This window comes from Aeromonas aquatilis (genome assembly GCF_054052405.1).
Genome location: NZ_JBSTYP010000008.1, coordinates 34,731 through 55,492, shown reverse-complemented (window position 1 = coordinate 55,492; position 20,762 = coordinate 34,731). Strand labels below are relative to the sequence as shown.

At 57.7% G+C, this 20,762-nt stretch carries 16 protein-coding genes and 1 riboswitch; of the genes, 13 read left to right on the top strand and 3 right to left on the bottom strand.

The genetic code is table 11. The features are described 5' to 3' along the window. Positions 1 to 4 precede the first annotated feature (4 nt). The 9 genes from flgE to mgtE all read left to right on the top strand — a co-directional run bounded on the left by flgE (position 5) and on the right by mgtE (position 11,011). Positions 5 to 1,372, top strand: a complete 1,368-nt coding sequence (gene flgE, locus ACW5W8_RS04520; protein ID WP_498626606.1) for a flagellar hook protein FlgE — start codon at positions 5 to 7, stop codon at positions 1,370 to 1,372. 144 nt (positions 1,373 to 1,516) lie between these two features. Continuing rightward, on the top strand, positions 1,517 to 2,263 hold the full coding sequence (gene flgF, locus ACW5W8_RS04515) for a flagellar basal-body rod protein FlgF (protein ID WP_431362696.1): 747 nt from the start codon (positions 1,517 to 1,519) through the stop codon (positions 2,261 to 2,263). Positions 2,264 to 2,278: 15 nt separating this feature from the next. Further along, a complete protein-coding gene (gene flgG / locus ACW5W8_RS04510) occupies positions 2,279 to 3,067 on the top strand; it encodes a flagellar basal-body rod protein FlgG (protein ID WP_005334158.1) in 789 nt (262 codons plus the stop codon). Positions 3,068 to 3,081: 14 nt separating this feature from the next. Continuing rightward, positions 3,082 to 3,753, top strand: coding sequence for a flagellar basal body L-ring protein FlgH (flgH, locus tag ACW5W8_RS04505; RefSeq protein ID WP_498626664.1), 672 nt, complete (start codon positions 3,082 to 3,084; stop codon positions 3,751 to 3,753). 8 nt (positions 3,754 to 3,761) lie between these two features. Continuing rightward, positions 3,762 to 4,859, top strand: coding sequence for a flagellar basal body P-ring protein FlgI (locus ACW5W8_RS04500; protein ID WP_498626604.1), 1,098 nt, complete (start codon positions 3,762 to 3,764; stop codon positions 4,857 to 4,859). Positions 4,860 to 4,902: 43 nt separating this feature from the next. Next, entirely contained in the window at positions 4,903 to 5,976 is a 1,074-nt protein-coding gene (gene flgJ, locus ACW5W8_RS04495; RefSeq protein ID WP_498626603.1) for a flagellar assembly peptidoglycan hydrolase FlgJ, read from the top strand. Positions 5,977 to 5,979: 3 nt separating this feature from the next. Further along, the gene (flgK, locus tag ACW5W8_RS04490) at positions 5,980 to 7,983 is read left to right on the top strand and encodes a flagellar hook-associated protein FlgK (RefSeq protein ID WP_498626602.1); all 2,004 of its coding nucleotides are present in this window, start codon (positions 5,980 to 5,982) and stop codon (positions 7,981 to 7,983) included. A 4-nt stretch (positions 7,984 to 7,987) separates the two neighbouring features. Further along, entirely contained in the window at positions 7,988 to 9,196 is a 1,209-nt protein-coding gene (gene flgL / locus ACW5W8_RS04485; RefSeq protein ID WP_498626600.1) for a flagellar hook-associated protein FlgL, read from the top strand. A 179-nt stretch (positions 9,197 to 9,375) separates the two neighbouring features. Further along, positions 9,376 to 9,545, top strand: a riboswitch (M-box (ykoK) riboswitch). A gap of 122 nt (positions 9,546 to 9,667) precedes the next feature. Next, the gene (mgtE, locus tag ACW5W8_RS04480) at positions 9,668 to 11,011 is read left to right on the top strand and encodes a magnesium transporter (RefSeq protein WP_498626598.1); all 1,344 of its coding nucleotides are present in this window, start codon (positions 9,668 to 9,670) and stop codon (positions 11,009 to 11,011) included. Positions 11,012 to 11,071: 60 nt separating this feature from the next. Here mgtE and ppx read toward each other — a convergent pair whose 3' ends face one another. From ppx to ACW5W8_RS04465, 3 genes are all read right to left on the bottom strand, one after another. Further along, entirely contained in the window at positions 11,072 to 12,562 is a 1,491-nt protein-coding gene (ppx, locus tag ACW5W8_RS04475) for an exopolyphosphatase (RefSeq protein WP_498626596.1), read from the bottom strand. Further along, positions 12,552 to 14,621 (bottom strand): polyphosphate kinase 1, encoded by a 2,070-nt coding sequence (gene ppk1, locus ACW5W8_RS04470; RefSeq protein WP_005350671.1) that lies wholly within the window; start codon positions 14,619 to 14,621, stop codon positions 12,552 to 12,554. The genes ppx and ppk1 overlap by 11 nt, the downstream gene beginning before the upstream one ends. A gap of 74 nt (positions 14,622 to 14,695) precedes the next feature. Beyond that, positions 14,696 to 15,211: a glycine cleavage system transcriptional repressor gene (locus ACW5W8_RS04465; RefSeq protein ID WP_498626595.1), complete on the bottom strand. Its 516-nt coding sequence runs from the start codon at positions 15,209 to 15,211 to the stop codon at positions 14,696 to 14,698. A gap of 304 nt (positions 15,212 to 15,515) precedes the next feature. Here ACW5W8_RS04465 and ACW5W8_RS04460 point away from each other — a divergent pair, with 304 nt between their 5' ends. From ACW5W8_RS04460 to ACW5W8_RS04445, 4 genes are all read left to right on the top strand, one after another. Continuing rightward, complete coding sequence (locus ACW5W8_RS04460) at positions 15,516 to 16,394, top strand: DUF2726 domain-containing protein (RefSeq protein WP_498626594.1); 879 nt, start codon at positions 15,516 to 15,518, stop codon at positions 16,392 to 16,394. A 267-nt stretch (positions 16,395 to 16,661) separates the two neighbouring features. After that, positions 16,662 to 18,083 carry a sigma-54 dependent transcriptional regulator gene (locus ACW5W8_RS04455; protein WP_498626663.1) on the top strand — a complete coding sequence of 474 codons (1,422 nt, stop codon included), beginning with the start codon at positions 16,662 to 16,664 and terminating at the stop codon, positions 18,081 to 18,083. A gap of 106 nt (positions 18,084 to 18,189) precedes the next feature. Beyond that, complete coding sequence (locus ACW5W8_RS04450; protein ID WP_498626592.1) at positions 18,190 to 19,224, top strand: sensor histidine kinase; 1,035 nt, start codon at positions 18,190 to 18,192, stop codon at positions 19,222 to 19,224. A gap of 91 nt (positions 19,225 to 19,315) precedes the next feature. Beyond that, positions 19,316 to 20,659 carry a sigma-54-dependent transcriptional regulator gene (locus ACW5W8_RS04445; RefSeq protein ID WP_108614389.1) on the top strand — a complete coding sequence of 448 codons (1,344 nt, stop codon included), beginning with the start codon at positions 19,316 to 19,318 and terminating at the stop codon, positions 20,657 to 20,659. Positions 20,660 to 20,762 lie beyond the last annotated feature (103 nt).

The following is a 20,762-nucleotide window of genomic DNA, read 5'->3' as shown; positions in this document are numbered from 1 at the left end:
GGATATGTCATTTAACAATGCCTTGAGCGGTGTCAACGCGGCACAAAAAGACTTGAACGTCACCGCCAACAACATTGCTAACGTCAATACAACGGGCTTTAAAGAGTCCCGTGCCGAGTTTGCGGATGTCTACGCCAACTCGATCTTTGTCAATGCAAAGACCCAGGTTGGTAACGGTGTGGCGACCGGTGCGGTGGCCCAGCAGTTCCATCAAGGGGCGCTGCAATTTACCAATAACGCGCTGGATCTGGCGATTCAGGGCAACGGCTTTTTCGTGACCTCTGATGGCCTGACCAACCTGGATCGCACCTATACCCGTGCCGGGGCCTTCAAGCTCAATGAAAACAGTTATATGGTCAATAATCAGGGCCATTATCTGCAAGGTTATGAAATTAACGCCGATGGCACGCCCAAAGCAGTGAGTATCAATGCTACCAAGCCTATTCAGATCCCTGACAAGGCTGGTGAACCAATCAAGACATCCAAAATTGACGCCAGTTTCAACCTGCCGTCTACAGCGTCGCCGTTGCCTGCTGGCGCCGGTGCCGGTGATGCATCAACCTTTGATCCAAAAAATTCGAAAACCTACTCATCTTCTACCTCCGTGGTGATTTATGACTCATTGGGTGAGCCGCATACCATCACGCAATATTTTGTTAAAGAAGCTGACCCAGCAGATCTGACCAAACCGGCCAATCCAACAGCTTGGCGTATGTATCTTTACCAAGGGGATAAGCCTATTGATATTGTTGGTGGTGTAACGCCTACCATGACGGCAGGTTTGAGCCAGGCGCCTGCTGGTGCAAGAATTACCTTCGGGGCTGATGGCAAGATGATTACTCCGACTACACCGGCGACCATCAAGACAGAGCAACTGGGAACCGTGGGCGCAGCTGGCGCAGGTATCATTACTAACGGCGCAGATCCCACCCAGCAGGTGGATATCAATTTTGGAACCGTGACCCAATACGCCTCACCGTTTGAAGTCAACAAGTTGACTCAGGATGGCTCCACTGTCGGCCGGTTGACCAAGGTGGAGATCACTCCGGATGGCATCGTGTCCGCGACTTACAGTAACGCAACCACCATCAAGGTGGCCATGGTCGCCATGGCCAAGTTTGCCAACTCGCAAGGATTGACTCAGGTTGGCGATACCTCCTGGCGTCAGTCTCTGCTCTCTGGCGATGCCTTGCCGGGGACGCCAAACTCAGGAACATTTGGCACCATCAAATCATCCTCCCTGGAGCAGTCCAACGTGGATTTGACCTCGGAGCTGGTGGACCTGATCACTGCCCAGCGTAACTTCCAGGCCAACTCGCGTTCTCTGGAGGTCAACAGTTCGCTGCAGCAGACCATCCTGCAGATCCGTTAATTGCGCAATACATGATAATGAGAGGGGGCTTGGCCCCCTCTCTGTTTCTGTCGTATTCCCATCCTCCTTATCCTCCCATATTTCCGCTGTTGGCACTCTAATTGCATTTCTCCTGTCAGAGTCATCTGTTTGACGGAGAATTCCATGGATCACCTGCTTTATATCGCCATGTCCGGGGCCAAAGAGACCATGAACAGCTTGGCTGTTCGGGGCAACAACCTCGCCAATGCCAATACCACCGGTTTCAAGTCCGATTTTGAGCAGGCCAGAAGCATGCAGGCATTCGGAGAGGGCTTGCCAAGCCGGGTGTTTGCCATGGCTGAGCGCCCGGGTCAGAACCTGCAGCATGGCATGTTGATGACCACCGGACGGGATCTGGACGTGGCGGTGGATGGTCCGGGCTGGATTACCGTGCAGGACCCCAAAGGGGGTGAGGCCTATACCCGCATGGGGAATTTGCAGGTCAATGCGACCGGCAACTTGCAAACCTCGACCGGTCTGAACGTAGTGGACGATGGCGGTAAGCCTATCGTGCTACCGATGCCGATGGAAAAACTCGAGATCAATCGGGATGGCACTATCAGTGGTCGACCGGAGGGGGCCGCCGCCAACTTGCCGGAAGATTTTCAGCGGATCAAGCTGGTTAACCCGGCCGCCGATGCGGTGGAGAAGGGGCAAGATGGTCTGTTTCGCCGCAAGGATGGCCAGAAGGAACCTGCCGCGGCCAATGTTGGCCTGATTGCCGGCTCCCTGGAGGGGAGCAACGTCAATGTGGTGGATGAGATGACCAACCTGATCCGGCTGCAACGCCAGTTCGAAACCCAGGTCAAAATCATGAAGACGGCCGAAGAGAATGATGAAGCTCAAACCCAACTGCTGCGAATCAGCTAATCAAGGAGTTACACTATGAATCCTGCACTCTGGATCAGCAAGACCGGGTTGGATGCACAGCAGACCAATATTTCGGTCACCTCGAACAACCTGGCGAACGCCAGCACCGTGGGCTTCAAAAAGTCACGGGCCATCTTTGAAGATCTGCTGTATCAAAACATCAATCAGCCCGGTGGCCGCTCCTCTGCCGATACCGAGCTCCCCTCCGGCTTGATGCTGGGGGCGGGTGCCAAGGTGGTGGCGACCCAGAAAAACCACAGTCAGGGTAACGTACAAACCACTGACAACTCGCTCGATTTGATGATCAGTGGTCGTGGCTACTTTGAAATTCAGCTGCCGGATGGCAGTGCGGCCTATACCCGTAACGGTCAGTTCACCCTCAACGATGAAGGGACCATAGTGACCCCGGGTAATGGCTACCCGCTGCAACCGGAAATCCAGATCCCGGAAAACGCCCAGAGCGTTACGGTGGGTGAAGATGGCCAGGTCTCGGTGCAGCTCAAGGGCGATGGCGCTTCTCAGGTCGTCGGTCAGATCAACATCTCCGACTTCGTCAACGCCAGCGGCTTGCAGCCGATGGGGGAGAACATGTTTGTCGAGACCCAGTCCAGCGGTGCTGCCGCTCAGGGGACTGCCGGTGCCGATGGTTTGGGGGTGATCAAGCAGGGGATGCTGGAGACTTCCAACGTCAACGTGACCGAAGAGCTGGTAAACCTCATTCAGGCTCAGCGGGTCTACGAGATGAACTCCAAGGTGCTCTCCGCCGTGGACGGCATGATGTCCTTCCTGATCCAGCGTACCTAATTAGGAGGTGCATGATGAAAGCCGTATGGATGCTGGGATTGCTGGTGCTGGGAGGGTGTAGCAGCACTCCCAATACGCCCAAGCCTGATGATCCCGAGTTTTCCCCCGTCTACGGAGAGTCGGAGCCGGTGTCGGTGCGGCCGACAGGGGCGATTTTCCAGCCGGATCAGGTCAATGGCATCTATTCGGATATCAAGGCGCACAAGGTGGGTGACATCATCACCATCGAGCTGTCTGAATCCACCTCCGCCTCGAAAAAGGCCAATACCCAGAGTGGCAAGGACAATAAGTTCAATCTGGATCCGGTCAAGTTGGGTGGCGTTCCCGTGACCGCCAGCCCCTATGATCTCTCAGCCTCCATTGCGCAAGACAGCGCGTTCAAGGGGCAGGCCAAGGCGGATCAGAGTAACAGCCTGCAGGGCAGTATTTCGGTCAGCGTGGCCAAGGTGCTGCCCAACGGCAATCTGCTGGTGCGTGGCGAGAAGTGGATCATGCTTAACAATGGCAATGAATATATCCGGATCATCGGCCTGATTCGCCCGGAGGATGTGACATCGGATAACAGCGTTTCGTCCCAGAAAGTAGCCAATGCCCGCATTTACTACGGTGGTACCGGTGATCTGGCCAATACCCAAGAGCAAGGGTGGCTGACCAGCTTTTTCAATGGCCCCTGGTGGCCGCTCTAGGAGATGTTATGAAGTCACTCCGTCTTGTCACTCTGCTCTGCTGTCTGCTGCCGTTGGACGTGGCGAATGCTGCCCGGATCAAGGACATCAGCTCGGTTGAAGGGGTGCGCAGCAACCAGCTGATTGGTTACGGCCTGGTGGTCGGTTTGCCCGGTACCGGCGAGAAGAACAACGCCTTCACCGAGCAGACCTTCCGTACCATGCTCAACAACTTTGGCATCAAGGTGCCGGATAACATCAAGTCCAAGATCAAGGATGTGGCGCCGGTGGCGATTCATGCCGACCTGCCCCCTTTTTCCAAACCGGGCCAGACCATCGACGTAACGGTCTCTGCCATTGGCGAGGCCAAGAGCCTGCGGGGAGGTACTTTGCTGCAGAGCTTCCTGAAAGGGCTCGATGGCCGGGTCTATGCGGTTGCACAGGGCAGTCTGGTGGTCGGTGGTTTGGGGGCCGAGGGGGCTGATGGCTCCAAGGTCGTGGTCAATACCCCGACCGTCGGGCGAATTGCCAACGGTGCGACCGTGGAGCGGGAGGTGCCCAACTCCTTCAGTCAGGGTGACACTATCACCTTCAACCTTAACCGACCCGACTTTACTACGGCGCGCCGTCTGGCCGATGTGGTCAACGATCTGGTGGGGCCCAATACCGCTCAGGCGCTCGATGCTACCTCGGTCAAGGTCTATGCCCCGCGGGATCCGGGTCAGCGCGTCTCCTATCTCGCCACTATCGAGAATCTGGAGGTGGATCCGGCCAACGAGGCGGCCAAGATCATCGTCAACTCCCGCACCGGCACCATAGTGATCGGCAGTCAGGTCAAGCTCAAACCGGCGGCCATCAGCCATGGCGGGTTGACGGTGACCATCGCCGAAAACCAGCAGGTCTCCCAGCCCAACCCGTTGGCGGGAGGAGAGACGACGGTGACCAACAACTCGACCATCAATGTCCAGCAGGAGCCGGGGCGGATGTTCAAGTTTGATACCGGTGCGACCCTGGACGATCTGGTCCGGGCGGTCAATCAGGTCGGGGTTGCCCCCGGTGATTTGATGGCCATCCTTGAGGCGCTGCAGCAGGCAGGCGCCATCGAGGGGCAACTGGTCATATTGTAACAAGCGGCAAGTGGTTGCCACGGGTGGCAATGAGGTAAGCAAAATGGCGGAGTTTGACAGCAACAGCGGCATGAATCTCGGGATGGTACAGGACATCAAGAACCTGGACCGTCTGCGCCAGATGAGCCAAAGCAAAGAGGGACAGGCCGAAGCGCTCAAGAGTGCGTCACGCCAGTTCGAGTCAATCTTTACCCAGATGCTGTTTCAGAGCATGCGTCAGGCCAACGGGGTGTTGACTCAGGACAACCCGATGAACAGCAGCTATACCCAGTTCTATGAAGGGATGCTGGATGAGCAGCGGGTTGCTGACATGTCCAGCAAGGGGGGACTGGGATTGGCTGACATGGTGGCCAAGCAGCTCTCTCCCGAGACCTTTACCCATCAGGATGGACGGGTGCTCAAGATGCCGCAGCGCACCGAACGGACCTACAAACCCTATCAGCCACCCACGGCGGCGGCCGATGATTTGATCGCGGCATCCAAAGTTGGCAAAGATTTTGCTGAAAAAGAGATGACCGAGGGGGGCAAGGAGAGCCACGCACTCACTATGCCCCGTCGACCGCACCGCAGCATTCCGCCCATGGGGCGCATGGCCAGCGAAGAGGGCAGTGTCGCCGGTAGTGGGGGCAAAGAGTTCGATACGCCGGAAGAGTTCGTCAATCGCCTGATGCCGCTGGCCAAGAAAGCGGCCGACAAGCTGGGGTTAAGCCCGGCGGTACTGGTCGCTCAGGCGGCACTGGAGAGTGGTTGGGGCAAGCGGGTGATCAAGGATGGCGAGGGGCAGGTGACCCATAACCTGTTTGGCATCAAGGCCGATCCGCGCTGGGAAGGGCCCAAGGCGGTGGTCAGCACGCTCGAGTATGAGCAAGGCGTTGCCTCCCGTCAGAAAGCGGCGTTTCGTTCTTATGAGTCGTTTGAAGAGAGCTTCAACGACTATGTGGACTTCCTCACTTCCGGCTCTCGCTACAAGGGCGCCCTGGCGAAGGTGGATAGTCCCGATCGCTACTTCGAGGCGCTGCAACAGGCGGGTTATGCCACCGACCCGCACTACGCCAGAAAATTGAAACAGGTATTGCGCAGTGACGCCATTGCCCAATACAACGAGATGGAGCTGTAACGTATGGCAAGCGACCTGCTTGGGATTGGTTCATCGGGTGTGCTGGCACAGCAACGCCTGCTGCAGACCACCAGTAACAACATAGTGAACGTCAATAGCCAGGGCTATGTGCGTGAGCGGACGCTGGTGTATACCAATACCATCGGTCTGGGGACCGGTGACATCAAGACCGAGCGGGTAATCAACGACTATATGCAGGGGGAGGTGCGCCGTGATACCTCCGCCTATCATGCCTCCCTGACCCATTATGAACAGCTGGCTGGCGTTGACAGCTTGCTTGGGGATACCAGCAACAGCGTGGGGGCGGCCATCACCTCCTACTTCAAGTCATTTCACTCAGCCAATGAATCGCCTGCCGAGATCGGTGGGCGCAAGGTGGTGATGACGGAGTTGAGTGGCATGGTCAACCGTTTTCATACCCTCTCGGCGCAGCTCGACAAGCAGAGCGATACCCTCAACACCCGTATTGAAGATGAAACCAAGCAGGTCAACAGCCTGCTCACCAGCATCAATGATCTTAATCAGGCCATCATCCGCACCCAGGGGTCACCCGAAGAGAACCTGATGCTGTTTGATCAGCGGGATGAGGCGATCCGCCAGCTGTCGGAGAAGATGGATATTCGCACCGTAGCCCAACCCAACGGCAGCATGCTGGTCAATATGAGCACTGGCCATTCGCTGATCCTCGATGGGGGCGTCGCCCAGTTCAAGCTGATTGCGGGGGATCCTGACTCTCGGGATCAGGAGCTGCAGCTGACCTTGGGGGATAATCAGGCAACCATCGATCACGATACATTTGGTGGGGCCATGGGTGGGCTGTTCAAGGCGCGAACCGACCTTGAGCCTACCAAGCGTGAGCTGGGGCAGTTGGCTGTCGCGATGGCTGATGCCATGAACCAACAAAATCGCCTCGGGATGGATCTGGATAACGAGATAGGCGGCGATATCTTCACCCTGCCCACCAGCAAGGGATTGCCATACGGCAGTAACACCGGGACGGTCGGGGCGAATGTCAGCTTCGTGCCGGGCAAGGGAACATCAGTCACCCCGTTGGATTACGAAGTACGTTTTAGCAGCGCCACCGGTTATGAGGTGTTCTCGCTGGACAAGTCGGGCAATCGCACTTCTGTGGCGACCGGTACGACACCTCCTGCAACGTTTGAGCTCACGGGTCACGGTATTTCAATCGATCTCACCGGTACGCCGGCTGCGGGTGACAAATTGTTGCTGCAACCGACCAAAAGCGCGGCCTCCGGACTGGGGCAACTGATCACCCGACCGGAAGATTTGGCGTTGGCCTCTCCGCTTAAAGCGGAAAAGACCACCAATAATGGTGGCGGTGCAGAGATCAAACTGGGAGGCGTATTCAATACCGGAGCTGGGTCGGGTTTTGGCACCAATACCCTGAGCCCGACGGCACCTCAGGTGGTCAAAATCGATGCCAGCGGTAACTATCAGGTCTTTCAAGCCGATGGTACTACCTTGGTTGGCACGGCGCCCGCGAGCAGCAAGGGGCAAAACCTGATGTCGGCTATCGTCAACCCGTTCCCCGCCGGAGCCGCAGTCTATAGCAACCCGAAACAGGCGCCTGGCTACGAGTTCAGTATCACCGGAACCGTGAAGGCTAACGACAGCTTCAAGCTCAGCTACAACAGCAATGGCTTTGCCGATAACAGCAATGGTCTGGCACTGGCCGAGCTGCAAAACAAGGATCTGGTGCGCAAGAGCACCAATGGTGGCACTACCAATGACAAAATGACCTTTAACGAGGCTTATTCCGGATTGGTGATGGAAGTGGGCAACAATACCAGTCAGGCAAAAACCTTGCTCAAGGCCAATGAATCCAAACTGATCCAGAGCACCGGCATCTATGAAAGCGTGTCAGGGGTCAATCTGGAGGAGGAGGCAGCCAATCTAATCCGCTTCCAGCAATCCTATGCCGCTTCTGCGCAAATCGTCAGTACGGCCAAAACGATTTTCGATACACTGCTCTCGTCCGTGAGGTAACGTCATGCGCATCACCACCAACATGATCTACGACCGGAATATTTATTCCCTCAACAGTGCCAATGAGCGGCTGAATACTGCCTATCAACAGTTGCAAACCGGTAATAAATTTCAGACTGCCGGCGAAGATCCCGCGGGTATGAGCCAAAAAATGGCACTGACCAAGGAGATCGATCTCTTTAAGCAGTATGGGGTCAACGGTAGCCTGCTGGAGAACAGTCTCGGTCATGAAGAGACAGTATTGGACTCTTTGAATACCGCGATGCTGAGTGCCCAGACCCTGATCCAGAAATCAAATAACGGCTCAGTCAGTGAGGATGATCGCAAGGCTATCGCCAGCGAGCTGGAAGGGTTGCAGCAGCAAATGTTTGACCTGATGAATAGCAAGAACTCCTCGGGTGAGTTTATATTTGGTGGCAATCAAAGCAAGACCCAGCCCTATATCAAAGATGCCAACGGGAAATATATATATCAGGGTGATCCAGGCCAGCGGAATATTCAGGTGTCACCCACAGTACAAATTGCTGCCAATGACTCCGGGCAGGATTTGTTTGAGATTGTGGCGACCAGGAGAACTGCCAGTGCCACCACTGCGAATATCAAGTTGGGGATCGGCGATCAAGGCAACGTTGATAACTTTTTTAAATCCAATTACAACTCGGCACTGCCCAGCAACACCTATACCGTATCGACAACCATCGGTCCGCCTGATACCTATGATATCAAGGATGCCGGTGGCAATACCTTGCTAACGGGTAACTATACTCCGGGCTCCAAGATCCCTTTCAATGGTCTGGAGTTGACCCTTGATCTGCCAGCAGGTGGCGCGGCTCAGCAGTTTGCTCTCAATCCACCGAAGAATGACAACATATTGAACGGCATGTCGGATTTTATCACTGCCTTGCGTGATCCTACTATTACTGCCAATACCTTCGAGCAAAAAGTAGCCGATGCTACCGTCCATATGAAGAATGCTCGCCTGAATATCGATCATGGGTTGGGTGAGCTGGGTGGTCGGATGAACAGTCTGGAACAGGTCATGGGCTCCAATGAAGGGCTCAGCACCCTCAACTCAGAGGCAAGGGCCAAGGTATCGGAGGCGGATCTCTATGAGGTTATTTCGACGCTCTCCAAAGAGGATGCGGCATTGAGTGCCTCGCAACTCTCTTTCAGCAAAATAAGTCGCCTGACGCTATTTGACTATATTCGCTAATAAAGGGGCCCTTTTGGGCCTTTTCTGTTATCTCCGCTCTGCAAACCTGTTCCGCGCTATTTCCTGCCAATTGTAACAAGCTGTTGCCATCCCCGATTTAATGGTTACTGCGGGGTTGACCTCCCTGCGGGATTGGATAATCATGCCGCCCGCACAACAGAGGGTTGTGCGAATTATTTGCAGCATCTCGTTAGGCGAGGCTCCTGTATAAACACAGGCCACTGATCTCACGACGTCCAGAGACGCCCAAGATCAGGACAGTTTTCATCGGATTAAGGTGTAAACCCAAGTGGCTTCCGGCATGCCGGATACGTTATACAGTGCTAAAGCTGGTACGTGGGGATGATGACACGCCGAACGGCGTCATTTCCTGCCTATTACTCGTCAATCAAATTGCTGTTTTCTTGTCGTTGCATCCGGCTATTTCCGGAGGCATTCAGGCTTGCCTGAAATCACATGAGGATATCTGTGATGAAGAAAACACATACCATTCTTAACCGTCACCAACTGCTCGATCTGGCTGCCCTGCAGGGTTGGCTGGAACATAATCTGGATCCGGTTCAGCGCGCCGATCAGCTGCTGACTCTGCGTCCGGAAGAGCTCAATTGCATCTTTGACACCCTGCCCATCCCGCAAGGGGCCGAACTGCTTGGCTCGCTCTCGGCAGAGAGTGCCGGTCGCCTGTTGCAGCGGCTCCATGGCAGCATCGTCAGTGTGTTGCAGGAGGCCATTCCCCGTCGCGAGATGGTCGCTATCCTGCGCAAACTCAGCCGTCAGGATCGCACCATGTTGCTGGCCCGCTTCCCGACCCAGGCTCAGGCCATGTACTACTCCCTGCTGGATTGGCCCAGCGAATCGGTGGGGGCCAACATGCGCCACGAGTATCTGGCGGTGCGGGAGGAGGACACGGTCGGTCACGCCAAACAGCTGATCCACGATGCCTGGGACAATGCCCAGCTGTTTCGCCACATTTATGTGGTCAACGGGGATGGTCGCCTGCAAGGGAGCCTCTCCCTCAAGACGTTGCTAATTGCCGACCCGCTGGCTTGTGTGGCAAGCCTGATGAACCGGGAGACGGTGCGGATCAACGCCCGGGCGGATCAGGAGCTGGCCGCACGTCTGCTGATCGACCGCGATCTCTCGGTTCTGCCGGTCGAGGATCAGGGACGACTGGTCGGTATTTTCCACGTCGATGACGCGGCCGATATTCTGGAGCTCGAGTCCACCGAGGATGCCGAGATGCAGGGGGGCTCATCCCCGCTCGATACTCCCTACCTGCAGGCAACACCCTGGCAGCTGTGGCGCAAGCGGGTGGGCTGGCTGCTCATTCTGTTTGTGGCAGAAGCCTACACCGGCACCGTGTTGCGGGCATTTGAGGAGCAGCTGGAAGCGGCCATTGCGCTGGCCTTCTTCATTCCGCTCCTGATCGGTACTGGCGGTAACAGCGGCACCCAGATCACCACCACCATAGTACGTGCCATGGCGGTCGGGGAGGTGAGCCTGCGCAATCTCGGCACCGTGCTGAAAAAGGAGCTCTCCACCGGTCTGCTCATCTCGGGGGCCATTGCCATGGCGGCCTGGGTGCGGGCATGGAGCCTTGGCGTCGGCCCCCAGATTGGCATGGTGGTGACCTTTACCATCATCGCTATCGTGCTCTGGAGTGCCACGGTCGCGTCCATTATTCCCATGGTGCTGCGCCGTTTTCGCATCGATCCGGCGGTGGTGTCTGCGCCATTCATCGCGACACTGGTTGATGGCACCGGCCTTATCATCTACTTCGAGATGGCCAAGTGGTTGCTGCCCGAGTTGCAGTAACGGGTGGATTGATATGCAAAAGGCAGCCAGTGGGCTGCCTTTTGCATTTATCTTTCCGGTTTAGCCGAGCTGGAATAACAGTGGCCAGCCCTGCTCCTGGCAATAACGATGCTCCTTCTCCAGATTCTGCATCAGCAGGCGGTTATCCTCGCACCAGTCGATCGGCAGGGTCACGACCAGCTGATCGCCTTGTACTGCGACTCTCCACTCAGGCAGCAGGTTGTCCTGGCGCTTGTGGTGAGCGGCCACCGCGAGGCGCAAAATGCGGATGCAGCGCAGCACCGTTTGCATGTCGTGGTTGGGCAGGGGCGGCAGTTCGGATAGCTTGAGCCCCTTGCGCTGAAAGCGCACCAGCGCCGCCAGCAGGGCCTGATCGTCCTGGTTGAAGCCGGGCAGGTCGGTGTGTTGCAGGATATAGGCGGAGTGGCGATGAATGCCGCTGTAGTTGATGGCAAGGCCAATTTCATGCAGCCGCGCCGCCCAGCCGAGGATGGCGCGATAGGGCTCTATCTCCATCTGCCAGGGCTCTTGCAAGGCATCAAACAGTGTCAGCACGCTCTGCTCCACCCGGGCGGCTTGTTTGCGGTCCATCCGGTAGTGGGTGCCGAGCGCCTGTGCCGTCCGTTCGCGAATATCGTGGTGTTGCAAGCGCTCCTCGAACTCATACAGCAACCCTTCGCGCAGGGCACCGTCGGAGTAGTCGAGCCGCTCGATGGGCAGCGAGGTAAACAGCCCGAGCAGGATGGCGACTGCAGCGGCAAACACCTCCTGGCGCTCCTCGGTAAGCCCTGTCAGCTTGAGGTTATCGACTCGCTTGCGCTCAATCATCAGCGCCTTGAGCCGCTCCAGCCCCTCCAGCGTGATGCTGCCGTCAGTCAGCCCTTCGCCTTGCAGTACATCCCGTACCGTACGAATGGAACCGGAGCTGCCAAGACAGCTCTGCCAGCCCAGCTTGCGGTACTGGTTGACGATGGGGGCGAGCTGGTGCTGCGCCTCCAGCACGGCATTGGTGAAGTGCTTGTCGCTCAGCTTGCCGCTGGCAAAGAAGCTCTGGGTAAAGCTGACGCAGCCCATCTTGCGACTGGTGAGGGCCTTGTGCTCAAACCCTTCGCCGATGATGAGCTCGGTGCTGCCGCCACCGATATCGATCACCAGTACCTGGCCTTCGATATGCTGGGTATGGGCGACCCCCTGATAGATGAGCCGTGCTTCTTCCTGCCCGCTGATGATCTCGATGGGGTGGTTGAGCACCTTGGCTGCTTCACTCACAAATTCGCGGGCGTTGCTGGCACGGCGCAGGGTATAGGTACCTGCGATGCGGATCTGATCCGGTTTGATGTTGGTGAGCCGCTCGGCAAAGAGTGACAGACAGGCGAGGCCGCGTTCCATCGCCTCCGGGCTCATTCGTTTCTGCTCATCCATCCCTTCCGCCAGCCGGACTCGCTCCTTGATGCGATCGACGATGCGAAAACGCCCTTCGCTCAGATGGGCGATCACCATATGAAAACTGTTGGAGCCGAGATCCACGGCGGCATAGAGACTATTGTCCATTGTTTGACTCGATACGTTTGAGATAGTCGTAAATCGCCACCTGAGAGCGGATCTTGCGGCGGTTGCCCCGCTTCACATATTCGTTCTGCTGGTCGGCATCAATGACCCGCGCCTTGCAGGTATCACTCAGTTGTAGCTCGAGAATGTCCATGATGCGCTGCTTGAGACGCTCGTCATAAATGGGGGTGCCCACCTCGATCCGGCCGTCGATATTGCGGCTCATCCAGTCGGCGCTGGAGATATAGAGCTGGGGATTGCCCTTGTTGTGGAACACCATCACCCGCGGGTGCTCGAGGAAGCGGTCGATGATGCTGATCACCTTGATGTTGTCACTGAGACCCGGTACGCCCGGGCGCAGGGCGCACATGCCACGGATGATCATCTGGATCGGCACCCCGGCCTGACCGGCGGCATAGAGGCGGTTGATGAGATCCTTGTCCACCAGATTGTTGATCTTGAGGATGATACCGCTCGGCTGGCCCGCCTTGGCGTTGGAGAGCTCGTTGTCGATGAGGCGATAGAGCTGACGGCGGCTGTTGATGGGGGAGACCAGCAGGTGGTTGAATTTGTATCGCTTATAGGGGTACTCGATGTATTCAAACACCCCTTCCACTTCGGCGGTGATATCCGGATTGCGGGTCAGCAGCGAGAAGTCGGTGTAGATCTTGGCGGTCTTCTCGTTGAAGTTACCGGTGCCGATGTGGGCATAGCGCACCGCTTCCCCGTTCTCATGCCGGGTGATAAGGCAGAGCTTGGAGTGGATCTTGAGGCTCGGTACCCCGAACACCACCTTGACCCCGGCATCGGTGAGGATGTTGGCCCAGTCGATGTTGGCCGCTTCGTCGAAACGGGCGCGCAGTTCGACCACCACGGTCACCTTCTTGCCATTGTTGGCAGCATCGATGAGGGAGTGGATGATCCGCGACTTCTTGGCCACCCGATAAATGTTGATGCGAATGGCGCTGACCGCCGGATCGAACGCCGCCTGGCGCACCAGCTCGGTGAAGTGGTGGAACTTGTGGTACGGGTAGTAGAGCAGGATATCCTGCTTGGTAATCGCATCGAAGGCGTTGACGAAGCCGTCAAAATCGCGGCAATCCAGCGCCGGCAGCTTGGGGTTTTCCAGATAGTCACGACCCACGTTGGGGAAGCCGATGAAATCCTTGAAGTTGTGATAGCGCCCGCCCGGCATGATGGCGTCGTAGGAGCTGATCTGCAGCTTGAGCTTGAGGAAGCTGATCATGGCAGCGGGCATCTCCCGTTCGTAGACGAAGCGCACTGGCATGGCGGTGAGGCGCTGCTTCAAGCCGTCACTCATCTTGTCCACCAGGCTCAAGTCCAGCTGGTCGGAGAGATCGTATTCGGCATCCCGGGTCAGCTTCACCGCATAGGCGGCAATCTCGTCGTAGTCGAAGAAGCCTTTGAAGATCTCGTCGAGGCAGAAGCGGATGACGTTATCCAGAATGATGATCTGCTTCTTGCGGCGGGTCCCTTCCGGCGGCAGCTGGAAGAAGCGGGGGAGGTCGTCGGTCGGCACTTCCACCAGGGCGTACTGGATCACCTGACCATTCTTCTTCATCTCGATGGCCAGATAGGTGTACTCATCCTTGAGGAATTTGACCGGATTGACCTCCTTGTTAAGCAGGATCGGGATGATGTGACGCAGCACCTTCTCCTTGAAGAAGACCCGCAGCCACTTCTGAATGGCATCGGAGAGCTGGTTCTCGTTGACCAGAAAGATGTTGTGGCGAGCGAGCGCAATCAACAGCTCTTTATAGGTGTTGTCGAACGCTTCACCGAGCGCCATCACTTTTTGCTGGATGGCACGCAGCAGCACTTTCGCTTCATCGTCGCCACCATGTACTTCATTGATGAGGATGCGACGCTTGACGTCCGACACCCGCACCTTGAAGAACTCATCCTGGTTGGAAGAGAAGATCCCCAGAAAACGAACCCGCTCGATGAGGGGCACCGTCTTGTCCATTGCCTCTTGCAACACCCGTTCATTGAATGAGAGCCAGCTCAGCTCTTTCTCTTCATACTGCTTGTCGGTGCTCATCTTGTGCCTCTGTTTCAGGTCGCGTCTGCGCGGCAGTTATGGCGTTAATATATGACAAATAAATGACAAGATGGTTACTGCTCGCTGAACGCCTCGTCGATGTCGACCACCAGATCGTCGAAAAGGGATTCCAGCGCGGTGATAAGCACATCCATGGCGAGCCCGTCGGGCAGGGCAACCAGCGCATGGGCGTAAAAGAGCGGGGCGCCGGAGTGGGGGGCCGGTTCACAGCCGGTGGTGAGATCGGCCACGTTGATCTCGAGCTGGCGCAGGATGCTGGCCACTTCGTGGACGATACCGGGGCGGTCGTTGCCGGTCACCGTCATCATCACCTGATGAGCCGGTTCGGCGGTCGGTGTCCCTTCGGCAAAGCTGATGGTCAGACCCGGCAGCAGGGCAAGCGCTTCGCACAGGCTGCGATAGTGCTCATCGGGCACGGAGACATGGAGGATACCGGCAAACTGTCCCGCCAGTTCGCTCATGGCGCTGCCCAGCCAGTTGCCCTGCTCGCGGCTGATGACTGCAGCCAGACTCTCGACGATCCCGGGTTTGTCTGCACCGATCACGGTGACCACCAATTGCTTTTGCATCCTGCTCTCCTTGAAATGGGATTTCTTACTCTATGCCTATTGTGCCTATTGTTCCTATTGTTCCTATTGAGCCTATTGTGCCTATTGTGCCTATTGTGCCTATTGTGCCTATTGTGCCTATTGTGCCTATTGTGCCTATTGTGCCTATTGTGCCTGCTGGGGCTGGTCATATGAACCCCCGCCTGCTGACAAATAGATAAAAAGACGGAACTTTTCACTTTCTATACACGGGTCTGCTGCCTTGCTCCGTGGCGGCTGTGGTAAAGTAATTCCCCTTTCGTGTCGTGAACTGGATCGTGCTCTCATGAATACCCTTGTCCTATCGGGATTGTTGTTGCTGGCGCTGCTTGTGCTGGCGATCTTCTGGAGCAGAGGCAGACAGCAAAAGCGCCTGCCCTATGATGTGCAGGAGACCCTGTTCAGTCCCGCTGAGCGATCCTTCCTCGGGGTACTGGATCTGGCGGTGGGTGACAAGGCCCGGGTCTTTGCCAAGGTGCGGGTGGCTGATGTGCTGACGCCGCAGGCCGGGATCGGCAAAAGCAAATGGCAGCAGCACTTCAACAAGATCAGTGCCAAGCATTTCGACTATCTGCTTTGCCACCCCGCGGATCTCTCCTTTATCTGTGCCATCGAGCTGGATGACAGCTCCCACCGTCACCAGAAGCGCAAGGCGCGGGATCTCTTTCTGAAAACCGCCTGCGACAGCGCCGGACTGCCGTTGCTGCAGATCCCGGCAAGTGCCAGCTATCTGGTGGAAGAGCTGCGCGAACAGATCCTGCCACTGCTGGTCAAAACCAGCGAACCGCTGGTAGAGGATCTGCCGCACGGGGCGCGCCGCGAGCCGACCTTCAACCCCCTGCTGCTGGATGGCGTGGATGTCGGTGCCGGGATGCGTGGCCGCACTGCCCATGCCGAGGCGATCTCGCCTGCGTCGCTCCACGAGCCCGCCATTCAGGCCAAGGGGATGGTGGAGGCGCCACAGAGTGAGGGTGAGCTGGTCGATGGCTTGTTCGCCGACGTGGAGGAGGATGAGGATCACGAGGTACAGCACTGCCCCCGTTGCGATGCGCCGCTGGTGGAGCGGGAGGCGAAAAAAGGCCCGCACGCCGGTCGCCTTTTTCTGGCCTGCAGCCGTTTTCCCGAGTGTCGTTACGCGGCGCCGCACCACCATAACCATCACTGAGTTCCCTTCATCGTATTGCATGCTGCCCTCTGACGAGGGCAGTTTTCTTTCTGCGATAGGCGGCGTTTATGGGCGGCGCTGCATGCAGAAAATTCCTCGGCAAAATTTATCTAATCTCCCGTTTCTGTCGATACACTTAGCCTGAATACGACAATTTTTGACAATGTGTCGGAATTTTGGCACTTTGTGCCGGTCATGACATCGCCCAACCGCGTTTTATGACCAAATAAAACAATAAGTTAGATCAGGACATCGCGAGGAATGGATATGGTGGAGATGGGCGTGTTGATTGTTGATGCCGATGCGCAGCGGCGCCAACAGTTGGGAACCGTGCTCTCGTTTATGGGGATCCCGTGGCAAGAGGTGGCACAAGGCGATCTGGATGTGGCCATCGAATCCTCCGGCCCGCTGCAAGGGGTGCTGGTGGGTGAGCTGACCGACCGTCCCTTGTCAGAGCTGCTGGCTGCTTTCCCCCGTACCCCCTTCCTCTCGCTGGTTGAGGCCGATCTGCCCAACAGCAACTTTATCGGGGTCGCGCTCTCGCCTTTTACCTATGAATCCCTCACCCGTCATCTGCACTTCTGTCAGGCGTTCGTCTCCTTGCATCCTCGTCAGCAGACCCATGACAAGGGTCAGGCCCTGCTGCGCTTGCTGGTGGGCAAAGGGAAGGGGATCCAGGAGGTACGCCGCCTGATTGGCCAGGTGGCCGAGACCGATGCCAACGTGCTGATCCTCGGGGAGTCCGGCACCGGTAAAGAGGTGGTGGCTCGTGCTATCCACGAACTCTCTTCCCGAAGTCAAGGCCCCTTCGTGCCCATCAACTGCGGCGCTATTCCGGCCGAATTGCTGGAGAGCGAACTGTTCGGCCACGAGAAGGGGGCGTTTACCGGCGCCATCGCGGCTCGTCGCGGTCGCTTCGAGCTGGCGCAGGGGGGCACCCTGTTTCTCGACGAGATCGGCGATATGCCGATGCCGATGCAGGTCAAATTGCTGCGGGTATTGCAGGAGCGGCTGTTCGACCGGGTCGGAGGCGGCAAGCCCATTCAGGCCGATGTGCGCATCATAGCGGCTACCCACCGGGATCTGGAGGCGATGATCCGCACCCAGGGTTTTCGTGAAGATCTCTACTACCGCCTCAACGTCTTCCCCATTGAGACGCCGCCGCTGCGGGATCGCATCGACGACATCCCGCTGCTGCTGCAGGAGCTGCTCAACCGCCATGCCGAGCAGCACCATGGCTTTATCCGGCTGACCCAGCGGGCGCTGGAGTCGCTTATGCAGTACCCCTGGCCCGGTAACGTGCGCGAGCTATCCAACCTGCTGGAGCGGCTGTTGATCCTCTACCCGCACCAGATCGTCGATGTGGCCGATCTGCCGAGCCGTTATCGCCTGCTGCCGAGCGAGCCGCGGGATGAGCGGCTGACCGAGATGGATGAACGGGATGCGCTGGCGGCGGTGTTTCAGGACCCGCCCGAGCTGGATCACTCCCTCGCCTCGGCCCGCACCATGCAGTTGCCGGAGGAGGGGGTCAACCTCAAAGAGATGCTGGCCGACCTCGAAGTGGAGCTGATCCGTCAGGCGCTGGAGTCTCAGGACGGGGTGGTGGCCCGCGCCGCCGATCTGCTCGGCATGCGGCGTACCACTTTGGTGGAGAAGATGAAAAAGTACGGAATGAGCAAGGACGTCTAAGGGTCAAAGCCTTGACGCTAATGCGCAATTTATTGTTTTAATTCATATAATTTAGTGGCATGGAAATTGAATAACCTGACCCAATAGCCAGTTTGAGGTCAGGTTTATGACAATCCAGCAGCAGGACATGCCACTCCAGTCCCACGAAGTGAGCCAGCTCTATGCCATCTTCAAGGCGCTCCCCACCGGGGTGTTGCTGCTTGATGGGGCAGGGGTGGTCACCCGCGCGAATCCGGCGGCCATCTCCCTGCTGGGGGAGCCGCTGGAAGGGGAGCTCTGGCGCCACATCATTGCCCGCTGCTTCGAGCCGCGCGAAGATGATGGCCACGAGATCTCCTTGCGTGACGGACGTCGGGTGCAGCTCTCGACCCAACCGCTGCCGGATCAGCCCGGCCAGCTGGTCTTTATCAATGACCTGACCGAAACCCGTAAACTGCAAGACCGCATCAACCACATGAAGCGACTGTCGGCGCTGGGCAATATGGCGGCCTCGCTCGCCCACCAGATCCGCACGCCGCTCTCTGCCGCCATGCTCTATGCCGCCAATCTGGCCAACCGCACCCTCAAACCGGAATCTCGCAATCAGTTTCAGCAAAAGCTGATGGCCCGTTTGCAGGATCTGGAGAAGCAGATCAACGACATCCTGCTGTTCGCCCGCAACGGTGACAATCAGGTGGTCACCCCCATCTCGGTACAGGGCTTGCTGGCTGAAGTGCAGGCTGGTGCCGAGGCCTTTTGCCAGCAGCAGGGCTGCGAGTTGCACATGGAGGCGCCGGAGCCCGATCTCTGTCTGCTGGCCAACAGCAGTGCGTTGGCGGGAGCCATCAACAACCTGATTGCCAATGCCCAGCAGGCAGGGGCCACGTCACTCTTGGTCAGCGCGGTGCGCAGCGGTGCCCGGGTGGAGATGCGGGTCATCGATAATGGCAAGGGGATCCCTTCCCATCAGCTCGGTCAGGTATTCGAACCCTTCTTTACCACTCGCTCCCAGGGCACTGGTCTCGGGCTGGCGGTGGTGCAATCTGTAGTGCGTGCCCATCAGGGGGAGGTCGGTGTGGCCTCGGTTCCTGGTGAAGGCACCTGCTTTACTCTGTCGTTCCCCCTGCACCAGCAACCGGTGCAGCTTGGAGGTGTAGCATGACTCATATCGGATCCAGGTTGTTAGCCGGGGCCTGCTGGCCGTTGGCGGTTCATGTCAATGAGCTAGAGCTGTTGGCTGTGGGAGGTGTAGCATGACACAGGCCAGGATCCTGGTAGTTGAAGATGACAATGGCCTGCGCGAAGCGCTGGTAGATACCCTTTTGCTCGGCGGTTATGAGTGCCGTGAAGCAGACAGCGGCGAGCGGGCTCTGCTGGCCCTCTCCCGTCAGCCGTTTGACATGGTGATCTCCGATATCCAGATGGGGGGGATGGACGGCCTCACCCTGCTGGCCACCATCCGCCAGCAATATCCGCAGATACCCGTGCTGCTGATGACCGCCTACGCCAATATCGACGGTGCGGTGCGCGCCATGCGTGAAGGGGCCATCGACTATCTGGCCAAGCCCTTTTCGCCGGAGGTGCTGCTTAATCAGGTTAGCCGCTATGTGCCCGCCCAGAAGGTGGAGAAGCGCGCCGTGGTCTACGGGGATCCCAAAACTGCCGAGCTGTTCCAGCTGGCGACCCGGGTGGCCAGAAGCGAAGCGACCGTGATGGTGACCGGCCCGAGTGGGACGGGGAAAGAGGTGCTGGCCCGTTACATTCACGATAACTCCAGCCGCGCCGAGCAGCCCTTCGTCGCCATCAACTGCGCCGCCATTCCGGAAAACATGCTGGAGGCGACCCTGTTTGGCTACGAGAAGGGGGCGTTTACCGGCGCGGTGCAGGGGTGTCCCGGCAAGTTCGAGCAGGCGCAGGGGGGCACCCTGCTGCTCGATGAGATCACCGAGATGGATCAGGGGTTGCAAGCCAAATTACTGCGGGTGTTGCAGGAGAAAGAGGTGGAGCGGCTCGGTAGTCGCAAGATGATCCCGCTGGATGTGCGGGTCATCGCCACCAGCAACCGGGATTTGAAAAAAGCGGTGCAGGATGGCCTGTTTCGCGAAGATCTCTACTATCGCCTCAACGTCTTCCCGCTGCGCTGGTCTGCCCTGTGTGAGCGGCCCGGCGACATTCTGCCACTGGCGGAACACCTGCTGGCACTTCATGCCAGTCAGCAGGGGTTACCGACACCGCAGTTGACGGATGCCTCGCGAGAGCGGCTGCTGGCCCACCCTTGGCCCGGCAACGTGCGGGAGCTGGACAACGTGGTACAGCGTGCCCTGATCCTTAGCCCGGACGGGATCATTGATTGTGACCACCTCATTCTGGAGGAGCTGGACGAGCAGGAGATGGAGTTTGTCAGCGTGGAGCGCAGCTATGGCGGCGATCGCCTCGGCAGCGAGCTCAAGCAGCAGGAGCACCAGATCATCCTCGACACCCTGCAAGATTGTAACGGCAGCCGCAAGGCGGTGGCCGACCGGCTCGGCATCAGCCCGCGCACCCTGCGCTACAAGCTGGCCCAGATGCGGGAGGCGGGGATCGACCTGCCAGCCTGAGGCCGGGAGGGAAACTGCACTGTGTGGGGGCGGTCATGGTCTTGACGGCCCGGCTCGATTATCATGGGGCCCTTGGCGCTTTGAGCCTGGGCCCTGTTTTTAT

Coding starts and splice junctions, on each gene's coding strand:
- flgH (WP_498626664.1), top strand. CDS start 3,082: ATGAAAGCCGTATGGATGCTGGGATTGCTGGTGCTGGGAGGGTGTAGC.
- mgtE (WP_498626598.1), top strand. CDS start 9,668: ATGAAGAAAACACATACCATTCTTAACCGTCACCAACTGCTCGATCTG.
- flgL (WP_498626600.1), top strand. CDS start 7,988: ATGCGCATCACCACCAACATGATCTACGACCGGAATATTTATTCCCTC.
- flgG (WP_005334158.1), top strand. CDS start 2,279: ATGAATCCTGCACTCTGGATCAGCAAGACCGGGTTGGATGCACAGCAG.
- ACW5W8_RS04460 (WP_498626594.1), top strand. CDS start 15,516: ATGAATACCCTTGTCCTATCGGGATTGTTGTTGCTGGCGCTGCTTGTG.
- ppx (WP_498626596.1), bottom strand. CDS start 12,562: ATGGACAATAGTCTCTATGCCGCCGTGGATCTCGGCTCCAACAGTTTT.
- ACW5W8_RS04450 (WP_498626592.1), top strand. CDS start 18,190: ATGACAATCCAGCAGCAGGACATGCCACTCCAGTCCCACGAAGTGAGC.
- ppk1 (WP_005350671.1), bottom strand. CDS start 14,621: ATGAGCACCGACAAGCAGTATGAAGAGAAAGAGCTGAGCTGGCTCTCA.
- flgJ (WP_498626603.1), top strand. CDS start 4,903: ATGGCGGAGTTTGACAGCAACAGCGGCATGAATCTCGGGATGGTACAG.
- ACW5W8_RS04500 (WP_498626604.1), top strand. CDS start 3,762: ATGAAGTCACTCCGTCTTGTCACTCTGCTCTGCTGTCTGCTGCCGTTG.
- ACW5W8_RS04465 (WP_498626595.1), bottom strand. CDS start 15,211: ATGCAAAAGCAATTGGTGGTCACCGTGATCGGTGCAGACAAACCCGGG.
- flgF (WP_431362696.1), top strand. CDS start 1,517: ATGGATCACCTGCTTTATATCGCCATGTCCGGGGCCAAAGAGACCATG.
- flgK (WP_498626602.1), top strand. CDS start 5,980: ATGGCAAGCGACCTGCTTGGGATTGGTTCATCGGGTGTGCTGGCACAG.
- ACW5W8_RS04455 (WP_498626663.1), top strand. CDS start 16,662: ATGGTGGAGATGGGCGTGTTGATTGTTGATGCCGATGCGCAGCGGCGC.
- ACW5W8_RS04445 (WP_108614389.1), top strand. CDS start 19,316: ATGACACAGGCCAGGATCCTGGTAGTTGAAGATGACAATGGCCTGCGC.
- flgE (WP_498626606.1), top strand. CDS start 5: ATGTCATTTAACAATGCCTTGAGCGGTGTCAACGCGGCACAAAAAGAC.